Genomic DNA, 14,949 nt, shown 5'->3' on the forward strand with positions numbered 1-14,949 from the left:
ACGAGAGGGGAACAAAGGTTCGATGTCTGGTAATAACGGCGGACCCTGGGGAGGCGGCGGCTCGGGCGGCGGCGGTGGCAACCGCGGCGGCGGTCAGCGGCCCGGCGGCGAGGGGCCGCAGCTTCCCGAAATCGACGAGATCGTGAAGAAGGGGCAGGAACAGCTCCGGGTGCTCATGGGCGGGCGTGGTGGCAACGGGCCACGCGGTCCGCGCGGCGGCGGCACGGGCGGGCCTGGCATTTCGCGCCGGGGCATTCTGCTTGGCCTTGTGGCCGTGGCGGCGCTTTGGGCGGTGGCCTCGTTCTATACCGTGCGGCCCGAAGAACGCTCGGTCGAGCTGATGTTCGGCAGCTATCACCGCACGGGTGGCCCGGGCCTCAACTTTGCGCCCTGGCCCATAGTGCGTGCCGAGATCATTCAGGTGACCGGCGAGCGCGTGACCGATATCGGCGCCGGGCGCGGCCCGCTTGAAGGCGGGCTGATGCTGACCCGCGACGAGGCGATCGTGGACATTTCGTTCCAGGTGGTGTGGAACATCTCGCAGCCCGAGAATTTCCTGTTCAACCTGGCCGATCCCACCGAAACCGTGCGGGCGGTATCAGAGTCGGCGATGCGTGACATCATCGCCCGGTCGGAACTTTCGCCCATTCTCAACCGCGATCGTGGCGCGATTGCTGCCGATCTGCGGCAGGCGGTTCAGGGAACGCTGGACAGCTATGCCTCGGGCATCAATGTGATCCGGGTGAACTTCGATCGCGCCGACCCGCCGCGCGAGGTGATCGACAGCTTCCGCGAAGTGCAGGCCGCACGTCAGGAACGCGACCGGCTTGAACGCGAGGCGGATGCCTATGCCAACCGGGTGCTGGCTGGCGCACGGGGGGAGGCCGCACGGGTTCTCGAGGAATCCGAGGCCTACCGCGCCGAGGTGGTCAACAACGCCTCGGGTGAGGCAAGCCGCTTCGTCTCGGTCTACAACGAATACGTCAATGCCCCGGACGTGACGCGGCGGCGGATGTATCTGGAGACGATGGAGCAGGTTCTGGGCGGCATGGACAAGGTCATCCTTGATGGCGTGACCGGCGAAGAAGGCGGTGGCAGCGGCGTTCTTCCCTATCTGCCGCTGAACGAACTGCGCCGCACCGGAGGAGGAAACTGATGAAACGTTCTGCATTTATCCTTCCTGTCCTGGTCGTTGCGGTGGCGCTGGCCCTGTCCGCGATCTTCATCGTCGATGAGCGTGAAAAGGTTCTGGTCCTGCAATTCGGCCAGGTCAAACAGGTGCGCGAAGAGCCTGGGCTGGGCTTCAAGATCCCGTTCATCCAGGAGGTCGTTCGCTATGACGCGCGAATCCTCGGCCTGCAGTCGCAGCCGCTCGAGGTGACGCCGCTCGATGATCGGCGCCTGGTGGTCGATGCCTTCGCCCGCTGGCGGATCGTCGATGTGGTCCGCTTCCGCGAAGCGGTGGGGATCGAGGGTGTTCGTGCGGCACAGGGCCGGATGGAGCGGATCGTGAACGCCGCGATCCGAGAGGTTCTGGGGTCGGTCCCCTCGGGGGCGGTGCTTTCGGATGACCGGACCGCGCTGATGAACCGCATCCGTGATCTGGCGCGGCGTGAAGCCGCGACGCTGGGCGTCGAGGTGATCGATGTGCGGCTGACGCGCACCGACCTGCCCGAACAGAACCTTGCGGCAACCTTTGCCCGGATGCGGGCCGAGCGTGAACGCGAGGCTGCTGACGAGATTGCCCGCGGTGGCGAAGCCGCGCAGCGCGTGCGGGCATCGGCGGACCGGACGGTGGTCGAACTGGTCTCGGAAGCGCGCCGCCAGGCCGAAGTGATCCGTGGTGAGGCCGATGCCGAACGCAATGCGATCTATGCCGAGGCCTTCGGCCGTGACCCCGAGTTCTTTGCCTTCACGCGCTCGCTTACGTCCTACGAGCGGGCGCTGCGGGGCGAGAATTCGACGATGGTGATGCGGCCGGACAGCGAGTTCTTCAACTACCTGCGTTCTGACCGCGGCCTTCATGCCACCGGACCCGAAGCGGCGCCTGCCCCTGCGGCGCCCGCCGCAGCCCCCGAGGCGCAGCTGACACCCTCGGTCGGGAACTGAACTCTGAAACCGGAAAGGCCGGCCCCTGTGGCCGGCTTTTTCATTCGCGCCGCGTCGCGCGGCCCTGTTGGTCCGTGGCATTCCGTTCACGACTGGTTGACAGCCCGGGGCTGACCTCTACTGAGGGTTTGCGTTCTGCTACAGGCGCCATAACTAATAGGACACGTAGCGTCCGAGCCGCGCACCGCCGACCCGGAGCTTTCAGGAAAGGAGATCGGATTGAGACCTAAGGCCATTTCCCTCCCCCTCGGGGGTGCCGACCCCCGGCGCCTTCTCGCCGCGCTGTTCCTCGGCCTTGTGCTGGTTCTTGCCCAGACGGTCGCAGGCCATGCGCGCGCCGCGCCGGAAAGCTTCGCGGACCTGGCCGAACGCGTGAGCCCCGCTGTGGTGAACATCACCACATCGACAACGGTCGAGACCTCGACCGGGCCGCGGCCGATCGTTCCCGAAGGCTCTCCGTTCGAAGAGTTCTTCCGCGATTTCCTTGACCGAGGGCCCAACGGCGCGCCGCGCGCGCCCCGGCGCAGCCAGGCGCTCGGCTCCGGCTTCGTCATCTCGGAAGACGGGTTCATCGTCACGAACAATCACGTCATCGAGGGCGCGGACGAGATTCTGATCGAGTTCTTTACCGGTCTGGAATTGCCCGCGCAGGTGGTGGGAACCGATCCGAATACCGATATCGCGCTGCTCAAGGTCGAAAGTGACCGGCCGCTGCCCTTCGTCAGCTTCGGGGATTCCGACGCCGCCCGGGTAGGCGACTGGGTCGTTGCCATGGGCAACCCGCTTGGACAGGGTTTTTCGGTTTCCGCGGGAATCGTCTCGGCACGGGGCCGGGCGCTTTCGGGAAGCTATGACGACTATATCCAGACCGATGCCGCCATCAACCGCGGCAACTCGGGCGGGCCATTGTTCAATATGGCAGGCGAGGTGATCGGCGTGAATACCGCGATCCTGTCGCCCACTGGCGGCTCGATCGGGATCGGCTTTGCCATGTCGGCCTCGGTCGTGACGCGCGTGGTCGATCAGCTGCGCGAGTTCGGTGAAACCCGGCGCGGCTGGCTTGGCGTGCGGATCCAGGATGTAACGCCGGAAATCGCCGAGGCGATGGGCCTTGAACGTGCCGCCGGGGCGCTGGTTACCGATGTGCCCGAAGGTCCGGGCCGCGATGCCGGAATTCAGGCCGGGGACGTGATCCTGTCGTTTGATGGCGGCGACGTTGTCGATACCCGCGATCTGGTTCGTCGTGTCGGTAACGCCGAGGTTGGCAAGGCGGTGCGGCTCACCGTGATGCGCGACGGCCGCACGCAAACGCTCCGGGCCACCCTGGGTCGGCGGGAAACCGACGAGGGCGTCGCGATGCCGGGCGCGCCTGCGCCCGAGGTCGCACCGGAATCGACTGTGGCCGACATCCTGGGCATGACGGTCAGCAACATGACCCCCGCGCTGCGCGAAGAACTTGGCCTTCCCGGCACCGCCGAGGGCCTCGTGGTGACCGATATCGACGAGGCCAGCGAAGCCTTCGAGAAAGGGTTGCGGCGCGGCGACGTCATCACCGAGGCGGGTCAGCAGCGCGTGGCAACACTTGCCGACCTTGAGGGCCGCGTCGAAGAGGCGCGCGAGGCCGGGCGTCGATCGCTTCTTCTGCTGATCCGCCGGGGTGGCGAACCGCGGTTCGTTGCCCTGTCGATCGAGTAACGCCTTCTGATCACTGCAGCGGAGGGCGCCGGAGACGGCGCCCTCTCGCCTTCCGGACGGTCGGGCTGGCCAAGATGTGGCTGTTGGCTTATGTCGCAAGGGAAAGGCGGCAAGCGCCTGTCAGCATCTGAGACAAGAGGATCACGATGGCAAAGATCACCTATGTGGAATTCGGCGGCAAGGAACATGTCGTCGAGGTTGCGACGGGATTGACCGTCATGGAAGGCGCCCGCGACAACGGCATCCCCGGGATCGAGGCCGATTGCGGCGGCGCCTGCGCCTGCTCCACATGCCATGTCTATGTCGCCCCGGACTGGGTCGAGAAGCTGCCGCCGAAAGATGCGATGGAAGAAGACATGCTGGATTTCGCCTATCAGCCCGATCCGGCCCGGTCGCGCCTGACCTGCCAGATCAAGGTGAGCGATGCGCTGGACGGACTTGTCGTTCACATGCCCGAGAAGCAGATCTGAGGGCTGAGGGCTGAGGGCTGAGGGCTGAGGGCTGAACCTGTTTTGCCGGAGGTTTCAACTTCTGAGAAGGGTGAAGCATCATGAGCAAGACTGCGAAGAAGTCGTCCGACGCCTGCGCAAAGGCGCCGCGCGGCTGGTATTCGACCCGCACGGTCAGCACCGACGGCGCCCGCAAGCGGTGATGTTCATCGCCTCCATGTTTAGCGCGGCAGACATTGAAGGGTGCGAAAGGCCGAAGGCGCCGCGGCAAGCGATTCGGCGCTGCGGAGAAGGGTGAAGTCGCTGGAGCGCCAGCAGCGCGAGCTGCGGCAGGCGAACGGGATCCTCGGCAAGACAGAACCGGCGAAGGCGTCAGCGGTTCAAACCCATTGGCGAACGCATGTCGTGTTGTGCTGGAAAGCAACCGACGATCGGAAGGGATGGCGGGTTGCCATCGACGCGCATCAGTCAGGCACTGTTTACGCCCCTCTCCGAAATGCTGCTGGTCCTCTAGGACTCCGGTGTCCGGTGTCCGTCCGGCGCTGACCAGGATGGGGGCGCGGCCTTTTCTTCCCCGCCCGCTGCCCGTTCTAAAGCGCGCGCCAGCCGATGTCGGACCGGCAGAAGCCCCCCGGCCAGTCGATCTGTGCGATCATGTCATAGGCGCGACTGCGGGCTTCGGCCAGGGTGGCGCCACGCGCGGTCACGTTCAGAACCCTCCCTCCGGCGGCAACAAGGCGGCCGTTGTCGAGCGCGGTCCCGGCGTGAAATACCATATGCGCGCTGTCCTGCGGCAGGGCGTCAAGGCCGGTGATGATGCTTCCCTTTGCATAGGGGCCGGGGTATCCCTCGGCGGCCATCACGACCGTAAGCGCGTGATCATCGGCCCAGTCCACCCGCAATTCCGACAGGCGCCCCTCTGCGCAGGCAAGCAGCAGGTCAAGCACTTGCGCGCCCAAGCGCATCATCAATACCTGGCATTCGGGATCGCCGAAGCGGACGTTGTATTCGACCAGCCGCGCGCGGCCGTTCTCGATCATCAATCCGGCATAAAGCACGCCCTTGTAGGGGGTGCCACGCCGCGCCATCTCGCGGATCGTCGGGCGCACGATTTCGGCCAGCGCCTGTTCGGCTATCGCATCGGACAGCACCGGGGCGGGCGAATAGGCGCCCATGCCGCCGGTATTCGGGCCTTCGTCGCCGTCAAAGGCGCGCTTGTGATCCTGTGCGGTGCCGATCGGCAGCACCGTTTCTCCGTCGCACAGCAGGAAGAAGCTTGCCTCTTCGCCGGTCATGAATTCCTCGATCACCACCTCGGCCCCGGCTGCGCCGAACTCGCCGCTGAACATGTCGTCGATGGCGCCGAGAGCGGTAGCCTCGTCCATGGCGACGATCACGCCCTTTCCGGCGGCAAGGCCATCGGCCTTCACTACGATCGGGGCGCCGGTGGTGCGGATATGGGCACGCGCTGCCTCGGCGTCGTCGAAGCGGGCCCAGGCAGCGGTGGGGGCGCCCGCAGCATCGCAGATTTCCTTGGTAAAGGCTTTCGACGCTTCAAGCCGGGCGGCGGCGGCCGAGGGACCGAAGGCCAGGATGCCGGCCTCGGCCAGGCGGTCGGCGACCCCGGCGGCCAGGGGTGCTTCCGGGCCGATCACCACGAAGTCGATGGCGTTCTGTTCCGCAAAATCCACCACCGCCCCGCCGTCAAGAATGTCGAGTTCCGCGCATTCGGCAATCGCGGCGATCCCTGCGTTCCCGGGCGCCACGATCAGGCGGTCGCATTTCGGGTTCTGCTTGATCGCCCAGGCCAGCGCATGTTCACGCCCGCCACCGCCCAGAACCAGAATGTTCATCCGCCCGCCCTCTCTTGGCCTTCGTTGCCCGGCGTTCTAAGGTGCCACCGCGTTCCTGACAAGCGAGCCTGTGATGTCCGACCTTTTCGAAGATCCCGCGCCCGGGCTGAATGCGCCCGAGTTTACCGTGTCCGAGATTTCGGGCGCCGTCAAACGTGTGGTCGAAGGCGAATTCGCCCATGTCCGGGTTCGGGGCGAGGTGGGGCGCGTGTCGCGGCCGCGGTCGGGCCATGTCTATCTGGATCTGAAGGATGACCGCTGTGTCCTGTCCGCCGTGATCTGGAAGGGCAATGCCGACCGTCTTCGCACGCCGCCGGAAGAGGGGATGGAGGTCATCGCAACGGGCAGGCTGACCACCTTCGGCGGACAGTCGAAATACCAGATGGTCATCGAGGATGTGGCGCCTGCGGGTGCCGGTGCGCTGATGGTCATGCTGGAAAAGCGCCGTGCCGCACTTGCCGCTGAGGGGCTGTTCGATCCGGCGCGCAAGCGGTCCTTGCCCTATCTGCCGAGTGTGATCGGGGTCATCACCTCGCCCTCGGGGGCGGTAATTCGCGATATCCTGCACCGCCTGCGCGACCGTTTTCCGAGCCGTGTGTTGATCTGGCCGGTCGCCGTTCAGGGCGATCGCTGCGCAAACGAGGTTGCGGCGGCGATCCGCGGGTTCAACGACCTGCCTGCGGACGGGCCGATCCCGCGACCTGATCTGCTGATCGTCGCGCGTGGCGGCGGCAGTATCGAGGATCTGTGGGGCTTCAACGAAGAAATCGTCGTCCGTGCGGCGGCGGACAGTCGGATCCCGCTGATCTCGGCCGTGGGGCACGAAACCGATACGACGCTGATCGATCATGCCGCCGACCGGCGGGCGCCCACGCCCACGGCGGCCGCGGAAATGGCAGTGCCGGTGCGAATGGAGCTGTGGTCCTGGCTGCAGGGACAGGAGGCCCGGCTGGATCGCTGTGCGGCAAACGGGGTGGCGCAACGCGGGCAGCGTCTGCGCGATCTGGGCCGGGCGCTGCCACAACCCGAGGCGCTTGTGCGGCAGGCCGAACAGCGGCTTGACCATCGAAGCGAACGTCTGTCCGCTGCGCTGCGCCACGCAACCGGGCAACGGCGGCTCGCCTTCCAGGATGTCGCGGCCCATCTGCGCCCGCGGGTTCTGGCCGAACGGCTCATCCGCAGCCGCGACCGGCTGCTGCGCGTCGAGTTGCGGCTCTCGACTGCGCTTGGCGCCAGGGTGCAGGCCGGGCGGATCCGCTTCACGACCGCAGCGCTGAGCGCTGCGCGGATGGCCGAGCGGGTCGGAAATGAGGGGCGCAAGCTTGCGGGATATGCAGTGCGTCTGGAGCTGGGGCTGGCCCGCTCGGTGCGCGACCGTCGCGATGCGATCACGCGCAGCCGCGACCGGCTGGCCAAGCTTGCAGAGCGGCTGGATCAGTCGGCAGGCGCCGCCCCCGCGGCGGCCTGGGCGCGGCTTGAGGCGCTTGAGCGTCTGCGTCAGACGCTGGGCTATCGTGAAACCCTGCGGCGCGGCTATGCCGTCGTGCGGGCCGAAGGGAGCGTGGTCACTTCGAAAGAGGCAGCCGAAACCGCGGCCATGCTGGAGATCGAGTTCCACGACGGCCGGATACCGGTCGGGGGCCGGCCGGGGCGGCGCGCCAAGACCGATCCGCCCGCCGGGCAGGGCAGCCTGTTCTAGACCCCGATGTCCGGGCCGGGGCAGTAGAGCGGTGCGGGGCTGCGGTCCACCTCGATCAGATCGCCACCGCCGCCTGCGCCGTCCATGAATCGGGCGCGCAGCCCCTCCGGCGTCTGGAAGAAACGCCAGCACTGGGGCGTCGGATCGTGTTCGTAGGTAAAGCAGATGTCTTCCCCAACCTCGTACCAGCTGCCACGGCGGCATTCCTGACCGATGAAGGACCAGATCACCTCGCGGTTCGGCAGGTATTGTTCCACCCCATAGGGCACGCCCTCGGTGCCATAGGTCAGGGTGCGGCCGGTAACCTCGCGCTCGAACTCGGCGCCCGTCATCGGCGTTTCGGCATGGGCTGCGGCGGTCGTCAGGGGCAGAAGGCAGAGGGCCATCAGGAGGGGGAAACGCATCATCATCTCTTTCACCTCGGTCGCGCCCAGACTGGCAGATTGGCGGGCTGATGGCTACCCGCCGCAGGGATCTGCGTGACGGGGTTCGGCGGATTTCCGGCAGGGCAGCCCTTCCATCCGGGACAAGGCTGTATTAGCTGGGAATGACCATCAGTGTCCGGAGGTATCATGTCGTTTTTCAAGAAGCTGAAGGACCGGATGCTGAAATCCTCGGCGCGTCTCGGTGAAGGGCTCGATGCGCTGGTCGATGAGGCTGGCCTTGACGAGGCTGCGCCGCGACCCGCCGCATCAGTGCCGCCACTGGCCGAACCGGCACCGCAGCCCGCCGCACCGGCGCAAGGCGGGATGCTGGGGCGCCTTTTCGGGCGCGAGGAAGAGCCGCGCCGCGTCCTGGACGACGCGATGCTGGAGAACCTCGAGGAATTGCTGATCCAGGCGGACATGGGCGTTGAAACCGCCCTGCGCGTCACGGCCAATCTGGCCGAGGGGCGCTTTGGCAAGCGTGTTTCGGCCCAGGAAATCCGCGAGCTTCTGGCGGATGAGATTGCCCGCATCATGGAGCCGGTGGCCCGTCCGATGCCGCTTTATCCGTCCCGGCCGCAGGTCGTGCTGGTGGTGGGGGTCAATGGATCGGGCAAGACCACGACGATCGGCAAGCTCGCCAGCCAGTTCCGCGCGGCAGGCAAGAAGGTGGTGATCGCGGCGGGCGACACCTTCCGCGCGGCCGCCGTGGAACAGCTTCAGGTCTGGGGCGAGCGCGCCGGCGTGCCGGTGATGACGGCGCCGGAAGGGTCAGACCCTGCCAGCCTTGCCTTCGACGCGATGACGCGCGCGCAGGAAGAGGGCGCGGATCTTCTGATGATCGACACGGCGGGCCGGTTGCAGAACCGCGCCGACCTGATGGAGGAACTCGCCAAGATCGTGCGTGTGATCCGCAAGAAGGATCCTTCGGCCCCGCATAACACGCTTCTGGTTCTGGATGCGACCACCGGGCAGAACGCTCTCAGCCAGGTGGAAACCTTCCGCAAGCTGGCCGACGTTTCGGGCCTGGTGATGACCAAGCTTGACGGCACCGCGCGCGGCGGGGTTCTGGTGGCCCTTGCCGACCGGTTCGGCCTTCCGATCCACGCCATCGGGGTGGGGGAACAGATTGACGATCTGCAACCGTTTGATCCGCGCGACTTCGCCCGTGCCCTGACCGGCGCCGGGGAGGCAGGATAACGGTTTGCGTGGGTCAGTCGGTGCTGGGCCGCCCGTCGCCATCGCCCAGTGTGCGTGCGCGGGCGGCAATCGCGCTGGACGCGGTGCGCAGCATCCACAGCACAACAAGGGCGATTCCGGTCGCAATCAGCGCCAGCACGATGCGCCCGGTGCCGCAGGCAAGGCCGATCGCCCCCGCCAGCCACATGCCGGCGCCCGTTGTAAGCCCATGCACCTGACCCCCCGAGGTGATGATCGATCCCGCCGCCAGGAACGCTACCCCGGCCGTGACCGCTTCGATCAGGCGCAACGGGTCGGTCTGCTGATCGGCGGCGCCGGCAATCTCGACATTGATCAGCTCGAATGCGATCAGCGTGAACAGGCAGGCGGCAAGCGAGATCAGGATATGGGTCCGCAGCCCCGCCGAATGGGCGTGGTATTCGCGTTCGAACCCGATGGCGGCCCCCAGCACCACGGCAGTGATCAGCCGCACCACCACAGTTTCCACGGCGACGGACTGGAACGGCGCATTGAAGTCGGCAAGCAGGGCTTCGAGCATCGGGACATCTTCCGCAAAAGGGTGCCGCAGCGCCCCGAGGTGAACCTTCCTGCCAACGCCGCCGCCGCGCGGCAGGTTCCGCATGAGGATTGTCGGACATGACAGCCTGGCTGACCAGCCTTGAAGGAACCGCGACCGGCCAGCAGGTTGCATTGGCGCTGGCGCTGCTCGCGGCACTGCTGCACGCGGTCTTTGGCGCGCTTCAGAAGGGCCGGCATGATCCCTGGATCAGCCGCGCGGCGATGGATCTGTTCTACATGCTGATTGCGCTGCCCTTTGCGCTGTTCGTCGTTCCCTGGCCGGAACCGCATATGTGGCCGATCTTTGCCGGCGCCTTCGTGATCCACACCGGCTACAAGGTGTTTCAGGCGATGGCCTATACGCGGGGCGCCTACACGGTGGTCTATCCCGTCGTGCGCGGGACCGGACCGCTTTTTGCCGTGTTCGGGGCCTGGCTTCTGTTCGGCGAAACCTTCAACGCGTGGCAATGGCTGGGCGTTGCGGTGCTTCTGTCGGGGATCTTCGGGCTGGCGGCCTATAATCTTGTGCATGTCAGCGTGGCGCGGGACACGCTGATCCCGGCGCTGGGGCTTGCGGTGCTGACCGGTGCCTTCGTGGCACTTTACACGACCTATGACGCCTATGGCATCCGCGCCACCGCCGACCCCTTCACCTTTCTGGCGTGGTTCTTCTTCATCGACGGGTTGTTCATGCCGCTCTGGACCTGGCGCCAGTGGCGGGCGCTGCCGGCATCGGCGCTGGCACCGCTGTTGCGACGGGGCCTGATCGGGGCGGTGGTCGCGATCTTCAGCTTCGGGTCGATCATGATGGCAACGCGGCTGGGGCAGGTGGGGCAGGCGGCGGTGCTGCGCGAAACCTCGACCGTCTTTGCCGCGGCGATCGGTTGGCTTGCCTTGGGTGAAACCGTCGGGCCGCGGCGGGTTGCGCTTATGGCTTTGATTGCGGCGGGCGCGGTGATAGTTCAGTTTGCGGCATGAGAGGAGACGAAATGGACGAGCAGAAACAGGTATCCCCCCTCGTGAAGATGGGGCTGGAGCTGGGGCCGGTACTGGCGTTCTTCGTCGGGTATCTGCTGGTGCGCGACCAGGTGTTCACCATTGGCGGGCGCGACTACAGCGGCTTCATCGTGGTGACGGCGGCGTTCATCCCGCTGCTTCTGGCCTGCACGGGGCTGTTGTGGTGGCTTTCCGGCCACCTTTCCCGGATGCAGGTGATGACGGCGGTGCTGGTCGTGCTGTTCGGGGGGCTCTCGGTCTGGCTGAACGACGAACGGTTCTTCAAGATCAAGCCGACCATCATCTACCTGTTCTTCGCCGGTCTGCTGGGCGTGGGACTGCTGCGTGGCCAGTCCTGGCTGCAATACGTCATGGAAGGCATGATGCCGCTGCGCCCCGAGGGCTGGATGATCCTCACCCGGCGGCTGGCGCTGTTCTTCGCCGGACTCGCGCTGGCAAACGAGGTGGTCTGGCGGACGATGTCCACCGACGCCTGGGTCAATTTCAAGACCTTCGGGATCACCGTCGCCATGTTCCTGTTCTTCATGGCGCAATCCAAGCTGATGCAGACGCACGGGATCGTGCAGAAGGACTAGGGGCGGCCGGGACCGCCCCTGCCCGGGCGCGGATCAGCGCTTGCCGAACAGCACGTCCTGCGCCTTGCGGTCGCTCTGGATATTGGCGCGTTTTTCGGCGGCGACAGCCATACCGCGCTGCACCGCGGGCCGTGCGGCAAGTTCCTCGAGCCAGCGCCGGAGGTTCGGCTTGTCGTCAAGCGTCTGTTGCTGGCCTTCCCACAGGCTCGCCCAAGGCCAGATCGCCATGTCGGCGATGGAATAGAAATCACCGGCCACATAGGCTGTCTGGGCCAGCTTGCGGTCCAGAACGCCGTAAAGCCGCGCCACTTCGTTGCGATAGCGGTCCTTGGCATAGGGCAGGTCGTTCGGCGGATCCATCGCCGGCGCGTATTTCAGGAAGTGATGCGCCTGGCCGGCCATCGGCCCCAGGCCGCCCATCTGCCACATCAGCCATTGTTCGACTGCAACGCGGTCGCGTTCACTCGCGCCACCAAACTGGCCGGTCTTGCGGGCCAGATATTGCAGGATCGCGCCGCTTTCGAAGATCGAGATCGGCTGACCGTCCGGGCCCTCGGGATCGACGATGGCGGGCATCCGGTTGTTTGGCGCGATCTTCAGGAAATCGGGCGCAAACTGTTCACCTGCGCCGATATTGATCAGATGAACGGCGTAGGGCAGGCCCATTTCCTCAAGCGCGATGGAGATTTTCCAGCCGTTGGGTGTTGGCCAGTAATAAAGATCGATCGGTTTGGTCATGCATGTCCCCTTTCGGAGGCAATGATGCAGCATCAGGCGGAAAGGACAAGGGCCGCAGGGGCGACCTTCCAGAAAGGTTGACGTGACGCGCGTGCAGGTCTATCGCAGGGCCGTGGCGCTTTGTGACCGGATTGCGGGCCACGTTAAACATTCCGCTAAAGAGGGCAGGGCGCAGGCCCCCACCTTGATCCGGTGGGGGTTTTTCTTTGGCGGGGGCTGCCATGGCAGAAAACTGGAAGACACGCACCAAGCTGGTGCATACGGGCGCCCGGCGCAGCCAGTATGGCGAGATGTCCGAGGCGATCTTTCTGACCCAGGGCTTCGTCTATGATACGGCCGAGGCTGCCGAAGCGCGGTTCGTGCAGGCGGGCCCGGACGAATTCATCTATGCCCGTTACGGCAACCCGACCGTTGCGATGTTCGAGGACCGGATTGCGGCGATCGAGGGCACCGAGGATGCCTTTGCCACGGCGTCCGGGATGGCTGCGGTGAACGGGGCGCTGATGTCGATGCTGCGGGCGGGCGATCACGTCGTGTCGTCACGGGCGCTCTTCGGATCCTGCCTTTACATCCTCGAGGAAATCCTGCGACGCTTTGGCGTCGAGGTGACCCTTGTCGATGGCACCGATCTGGAGCAGTGGCGCGCGGCGGTGCGGCCCGGAACGCGCGCGGTTTTCTTCGAATCGGTGTCGAACCCGACACTTGAGCTGATCGATATCGCCGCCGTCGCCGAAATCGCCCATGCCGTGGGTGCGCTGGTGGTGGTGGACAATGTCTTTGCCACGCCGGTCTTTTCGCGCGCCGTGGAACTGGGTGCGGATGTGGTGGTCTATTCGACCACCAAGCATATCGACGGGCAGGGCCGTTGCCTTGGCGGCGTGATCTGCGGCAGCCGCGATTTCATCCGCAAGACAGTCGAAACCTACATGAAGCACACCGGCGGCTCGATGAGCCCGTTCAATGCCTGGGTCATGCTGAAGGGCCTTGAAACGCTGGACCTGCGGGTGCGCGCCCAGGACGAAAGCGCGCTGATCATCGCCAGGGCGCTTGAGGGCGACGAACGGTTGCACCGGGTTCTGCATCCGCTTCTGCCCAGCCATCCGCAGCACAGTCTGGCCGCGCAGGTCATGGGGGGTGGCGGCACGGTGCTGGCCATCGACCTGAAGGGCGGAAAAGAGGCCGCGTTCCGGTTCCTCAACGCGCTGAAGATCTTCAAGATCACCAATAACCTGGGCGACGCCAAAAGCCTCGTGACCCATCCGGCCACAACCACCCACCAGCGCCTGCCCGAGGATCAGAAGGCGCTGCTGGGCATCACGCCCGGCCTGATCCGCGTGTCGGTGGGGCTTGAGGATCCGGATGATCTGGTCGCGGATCTGCGGCAGGCACTGGATGTGATCTGACAAGAAGATCCAGACGTATTCTGCCTGAAAGAGTTGGACATCGGCGCGCCCATCCCCAACTATGGGGCGGGTCGGCCCAACCCATCCGAGGGGAAGACATGAATATCCACACGCCCGAGATCGACCGCAAGCCCAGCGAACAGGAGGCCGCAGAAGCGCTTGCGCTGTTGCGGCAATGGGCCAGCAAGGCCAGCGACGCCGAAATCGACCGGCTTGATCCGGCGGTGGGCGGGCTTCTGCCCGGCGCTGTCCCCTATCCCGACCTGAGTCGCACCTATCCCGCCGGTTTCGAGGCTGATGAAGCCTACAAGGCCAGCCTGCCCGATCTTCAGAACGGTCCTGCAAGTCTGATCAAGGGCGCCCGGCAACAGATCCAGCATGTCGGCATTTCCAACTTCCGCCTGCCGATCCGGTTCCACACCCGTGACAACGGAGATCTGACGCTTGAAACCTCGGTGACCGGCACGGTCAGCCTCGAGGCCGAGAAGAAGGGCATCAACATGTCGCGCATCATGCGCAGCTTCTACAACCACGCCGAACGGACGTTCAGCTTTGGCGTGATCGAAGCGGCGCTGGACGACTACAAATCGGATCTGGAGTCGCTGGATGCCCGAATCCAGATGCGGCTCTCGTTTCCCATGCGCGTCACGTCGCTGCGGTCGGGGCTGCAGGGCTACCAGTACTATGACATCGCGCTTGAGCTGATCGAACAGGCCGGCGCGCGCAAGAAGATCATGCATCTGGATTATGTCTACAGTTCGACCTGCCCGTGCTCGCTGGAGCTGTCCGAACATGCCCGCCGCACGCGCGGCCAGCTTGCCACGCCACACTCGCAGCGTTCGGTGGCGCGTCTGTCGGTCGAGATCGTGGGCGCGCAGTGCCTCTGGTTCGAGGACCTGATCGATCTGTGCCGTGCAGCCGTGCCCACGGAAACGCAGGTGATGGTCAAGCGCGAGGATGAACAGGCCTTTGCGGAACTGAATGCCGCCAATCCGATCTTTGTCGAAGATGCGGCGCGGTCGTTCTGTGGCGAACTGCTGAAGGACAAGCGGATCGGCGATTTCAGGGTGGTGGCAAGCCATCAGGAAAGCCTGCACAGCCATGACGCGGTCAGCATCCTGACACATGGCGAAACCTTCGCAGCGCAAAGTCTCGATCCGCGCCTGTTCAACACGCTTTACCACGCTGGCTGAGCCAGGGCGGACCGGGTGCTGCGGCAGGCTTGACA

Annotated in this window: 14 protein-coding genes and 1 riboswitch; of the genes, 10 read left to right on the forward strand and 4 right to left on the reverse strand. The window is 65.5% G+C overall.

Features of this window, described 5'->3' with window-relative positions:
• Positions 1-22 precede the first annotated feature (22 nt).
• The 4 genes from hflK to ACFQXB_RS06890 all read left to right on the forward strand — a co-directional run bounded on the left by hflK (position 23) and on the right by ACFQXB_RS06890 (position 4,274).
• Positions 23-1,156 (forward strand): FtsH protease activity modulator HflK, encoded by a 1,134-nt coding sequence (gene hflK / locus ACFQXB_RS06875; RefSeq protein WP_377401169.1) that lies wholly within the window; start codon positions 23-25, stop codon positions 1,154-1,156.
• Positions 1,156-2,109, forward strand: a complete 954-nt coding sequence (hflC, locus tag ACFQXB_RS06880) for a protease modulator HflC (protein WP_377401172.1) — start codon at positions 1,156-1,158, stop codon at positions 2,107-2,109. The genes hflK and hflC overlap by 1 nt, the downstream gene beginning before the upstream one ends.
• A 219-nt stretch (positions 2,110-2,328) precedes the next feature.
• Positions 2,329-3,804: a Do family serine endopeptidase gene (locus ACFQXB_RS06885; protein ID WP_377401175.1), complete on the forward strand. Its 1,476-nt coding sequence runs from the start codon at positions 2,329-2,331 to the stop codon at positions 3,802-3,804.
• Between the two features lie 146 nt (positions 3,805-3,950).
• A complete protein-coding gene (locus ACFQXB_RS06890) occupies positions 3,951-4,274 on the forward strand; it encodes a 2Fe-2S iron-sulfur cluster-binding protein (RefSeq protein WP_377401178.1) in 324 nt (107 codons plus the stop codon).
• A gap of 569 nt (positions 4,275-4,843) precedes the next feature.
• On the opposite strand, the gene purD is transcribed toward ACFQXB_RS06890, so the two are convergent.
• Positions 4,844-6,106: a phosphoribosylamine--glycine ligase gene (gene purD, locus ACFQXB_RS06895; protein WP_377401181.1), complete on the reverse strand. Its 1,263-nt coding sequence runs from the start codon at positions 6,104-6,106 to the stop codon at positions 4,844-4,846.
• A gap of 73 nt (positions 6,107-6,179) precedes the next feature.
• Between purD and xseA the strand changes: the two genes are divergently transcribed.
• On the forward strand, positions 6,180-7,805 hold the full coding sequence (gene xseA, locus ACFQXB_RS06900; RefSeq protein ID WP_377401184.1) for an exodeoxyribonuclease VII large subunit: 1,626 nt from the start codon (positions 6,180-6,182) through the stop codon (positions 7,803-7,805).
• On the opposite strand, the gene ACFQXB_RS06905 is transcribed toward xseA, so the two are convergent.
• Positions 7,802-8,209 (reverse strand): hypothetical protein, encoded by a 408-nt coding sequence (locus tag ACFQXB_RS06905; RefSeq protein ID WP_377401187.1) that lies wholly within the window; start codon positions 8,207-8,209, stop codon positions 7,802-7,804. The two genes, xseA and ACFQXB_RS06905, sit on opposite strands and share 4 nt — an antisense overlap.
• A gap of 168 nt (positions 8,210-8,377) precedes the next feature.
• Between ACFQXB_RS06905 and ftsY the strand changes: the two genes are divergently transcribed.
• On the forward strand, positions 8,378-9,430 hold the full coding sequence (ftsY, locus tag ACFQXB_RS06910; RefSeq protein WP_377401190.1) for a signal recognition particle-docking protein FtsY: 1,053 nt from the start codon (positions 8,378-8,380) through the stop codon (positions 9,428-9,430).
• Between the two features lie 13 nt (positions 9,431-9,443).
• Here ftsY and ACFQXB_RS06915 read toward each other — a convergent pair whose 3' ends face one another.
• Positions 9,444-9,968, reverse strand: a complete 525-nt coding sequence (locus tag ACFQXB_RS06915; protein ID WP_377401193.1) for an MgtC/SapB family protein — start codon at positions 9,966-9,968, stop codon at positions 9,444-9,446.
• 98 nt (positions 9,969-10,066) lie between these two features.
• Between ACFQXB_RS06915 and ACFQXB_RS06920 the strand changes: the two genes are divergently transcribed.
• Both ACFQXB_RS06920 and ACFQXB_RS06925 read left to right on the forward strand, forming a co-directional pair.
• A complete protein-coding gene (locus ACFQXB_RS06920; protein WP_377401196.1) occupies positions 10,067-10,966 on the forward strand; it encodes an EamA family transporter in 900 nt (299 codons plus the stop codon).
• An 11-nt stretch (positions 10,967-10,977) separates the two neighbouring features.
• Entirely contained in the window at positions 10,978-11,580 is a 603-nt protein-coding gene (locus tag ACFQXB_RS06925) for an inner membrane-spanning protein YciB (protein WP_377401199.1), read from the forward strand.
• Between the two features lie 33 nt (positions 11,581-11,613).
• Here ACFQXB_RS06925 and ACFQXB_RS06930 read toward each other — a convergent pair whose 3' ends face one another.
• Complete coding sequence (locus ACFQXB_RS06930) at positions 11,614-12,318, reverse strand: glutathione S-transferase N-terminal domain-containing protein (RefSeq protein ID WP_377401202.1); 705 nt, start codon at positions 12,316-12,318, stop codon at positions 11,614-11,616.
• Between the two features lie 102 nt (positions 12,319-12,420).
• Positions 12,421-12,498, forward strand: a riboswitch (SAM riboswitch).
• Between the two features lie 41 nt (positions 12,499-12,539).
• On the opposite strand from ACFQXB_RS06930, the gene metZ reads away from it, so the two are divergent.
• Together metZ and folE2 are read left to right on the forward strand one after the other, a co-directional pair.
• Complete coding sequence (gene metZ / locus ACFQXB_RS06935; protein ID WP_377401205.1) at positions 12,540-13,721, forward strand: O-succinylhomoserine sulfhydrylase; 1,182 nt, start codon at positions 12,540-12,542, stop codon at positions 13,719-13,721.
• A 98-nt stretch (positions 13,722-13,819) separates the two neighbouring features.
• Positions 13,820-14,914, forward strand: a complete 1,095-nt coding sequence (gene folE2, locus ACFQXB_RS06940) for a GTP cyclohydrolase FolE2 (RefSeq protein WP_377401208.1) — start codon at positions 13,820-13,822, stop codon at positions 14,912-14,914.
• Positions 14,915-14,949: the final 35 nt, after the last annotated feature.

The organism is Halodurantibacterium daqingense (assembly GCF_042666235.1).
GTDB lineage: Bacteria > Pseudomonadota > Alphaproteobacteria > Rhodobacterales > Rhodobacteraceae > Halodurantibacterium > Halodurantibacterium daqingensis.

What these genes read in the sequence shown, in the direction of transcription:
- hflK (WP_377401169.1), top strand. Translation starts at nt 23, where the DNA reads ATGTCTGGTAATAACGGCGGACCCTGGGGAGGCGGCGGCTCGGGCGGC.
- hflC (WP_377401172.1), top strand. Translation starts at nt 1,156, where the DNA reads ATGAAACGTTCTGCATTTATCCTTCCTGTCCTGGTCGTTGCGGTGGCG.
- ACFQXB_RS06890 (WP_377401178.1), top strand. Translation starts at nt 3,951, where the DNA reads ATGGCAAAGATCACCTATGTGGAATTCGGCGGCAAGGAACATGTCGTC.
- purD (WP_377401181.1), bottom strand. Translation starts at nt 6,106, where the DNA reads ATGAACATTCTGGTTCTGGGCGGTGGCGGGCGTGAACATGCGCTGGCC.
- xseA (WP_377401184.1), top strand. Translation starts at nt 6,180, where the DNA reads ATGTCCGACCTTTTCGAAGATCCCGCGCCCGGGCTGAATGCGCCCGAG.
- ACFQXB_RS06905 (WP_377401187.1), bottom strand. Translation starts at nt 8,209, where the DNA reads ATGCGTTTCCCCCTCCTGATGGCCCTCTGCCTTCTGCCCCTGACGACC.
- ftsY (WP_377401190.1), top strand. Translation starts at nt 8,378, where the DNA reads ATGTCGTTTTTCAAGAAGCTGAAGGACCGGATGCTGAAATCCTCGGCG.
- ACFQXB_RS06915 (WP_377401193.1), bottom strand. Translation starts at nt 9,968, where the DNA reads ATGCTCGAAGCCCTGCTTGCCGACTTCAATGCGCCGTTCCAGTCCGTC.
- ACFQXB_RS06920 (WP_377401196.1), top strand. Translation starts at nt 10,067, where the DNA reads ATGACAGCCTGGCTGACCAGCCTTGAAGGAACCGCGACCGGCCAGCAG.
- ACFQXB_RS06925 (WP_377401199.1), top strand. Translation starts at nt 10,978, where the DNA reads ATGGACGAGCAGAAACAGGTATCCCCCCTCGTGAAGATGGGGCTGGAG.
- ACFQXB_RS06930 (WP_377401202.1), bottom strand. Translation starts at nt 12,318, where the DNA reads ATGACCAAACCGATCGATCTTTATTACTGGCCAACACCCAACGGCTGG.
- metZ (WP_377401205.1), top strand. Translation starts at nt 12,540, where the DNA reads ATGGCAGAAAACTGGAAGACACGCACCAAGCTGGTGCATACGGGCGCC.
- folE2 (WP_377401208.1), top strand. Translation starts at nt 13,820, where the DNA reads ATGAATATCCACACGCCCGAGATCGACCGCAAGCCCAGCGAACAGGAG.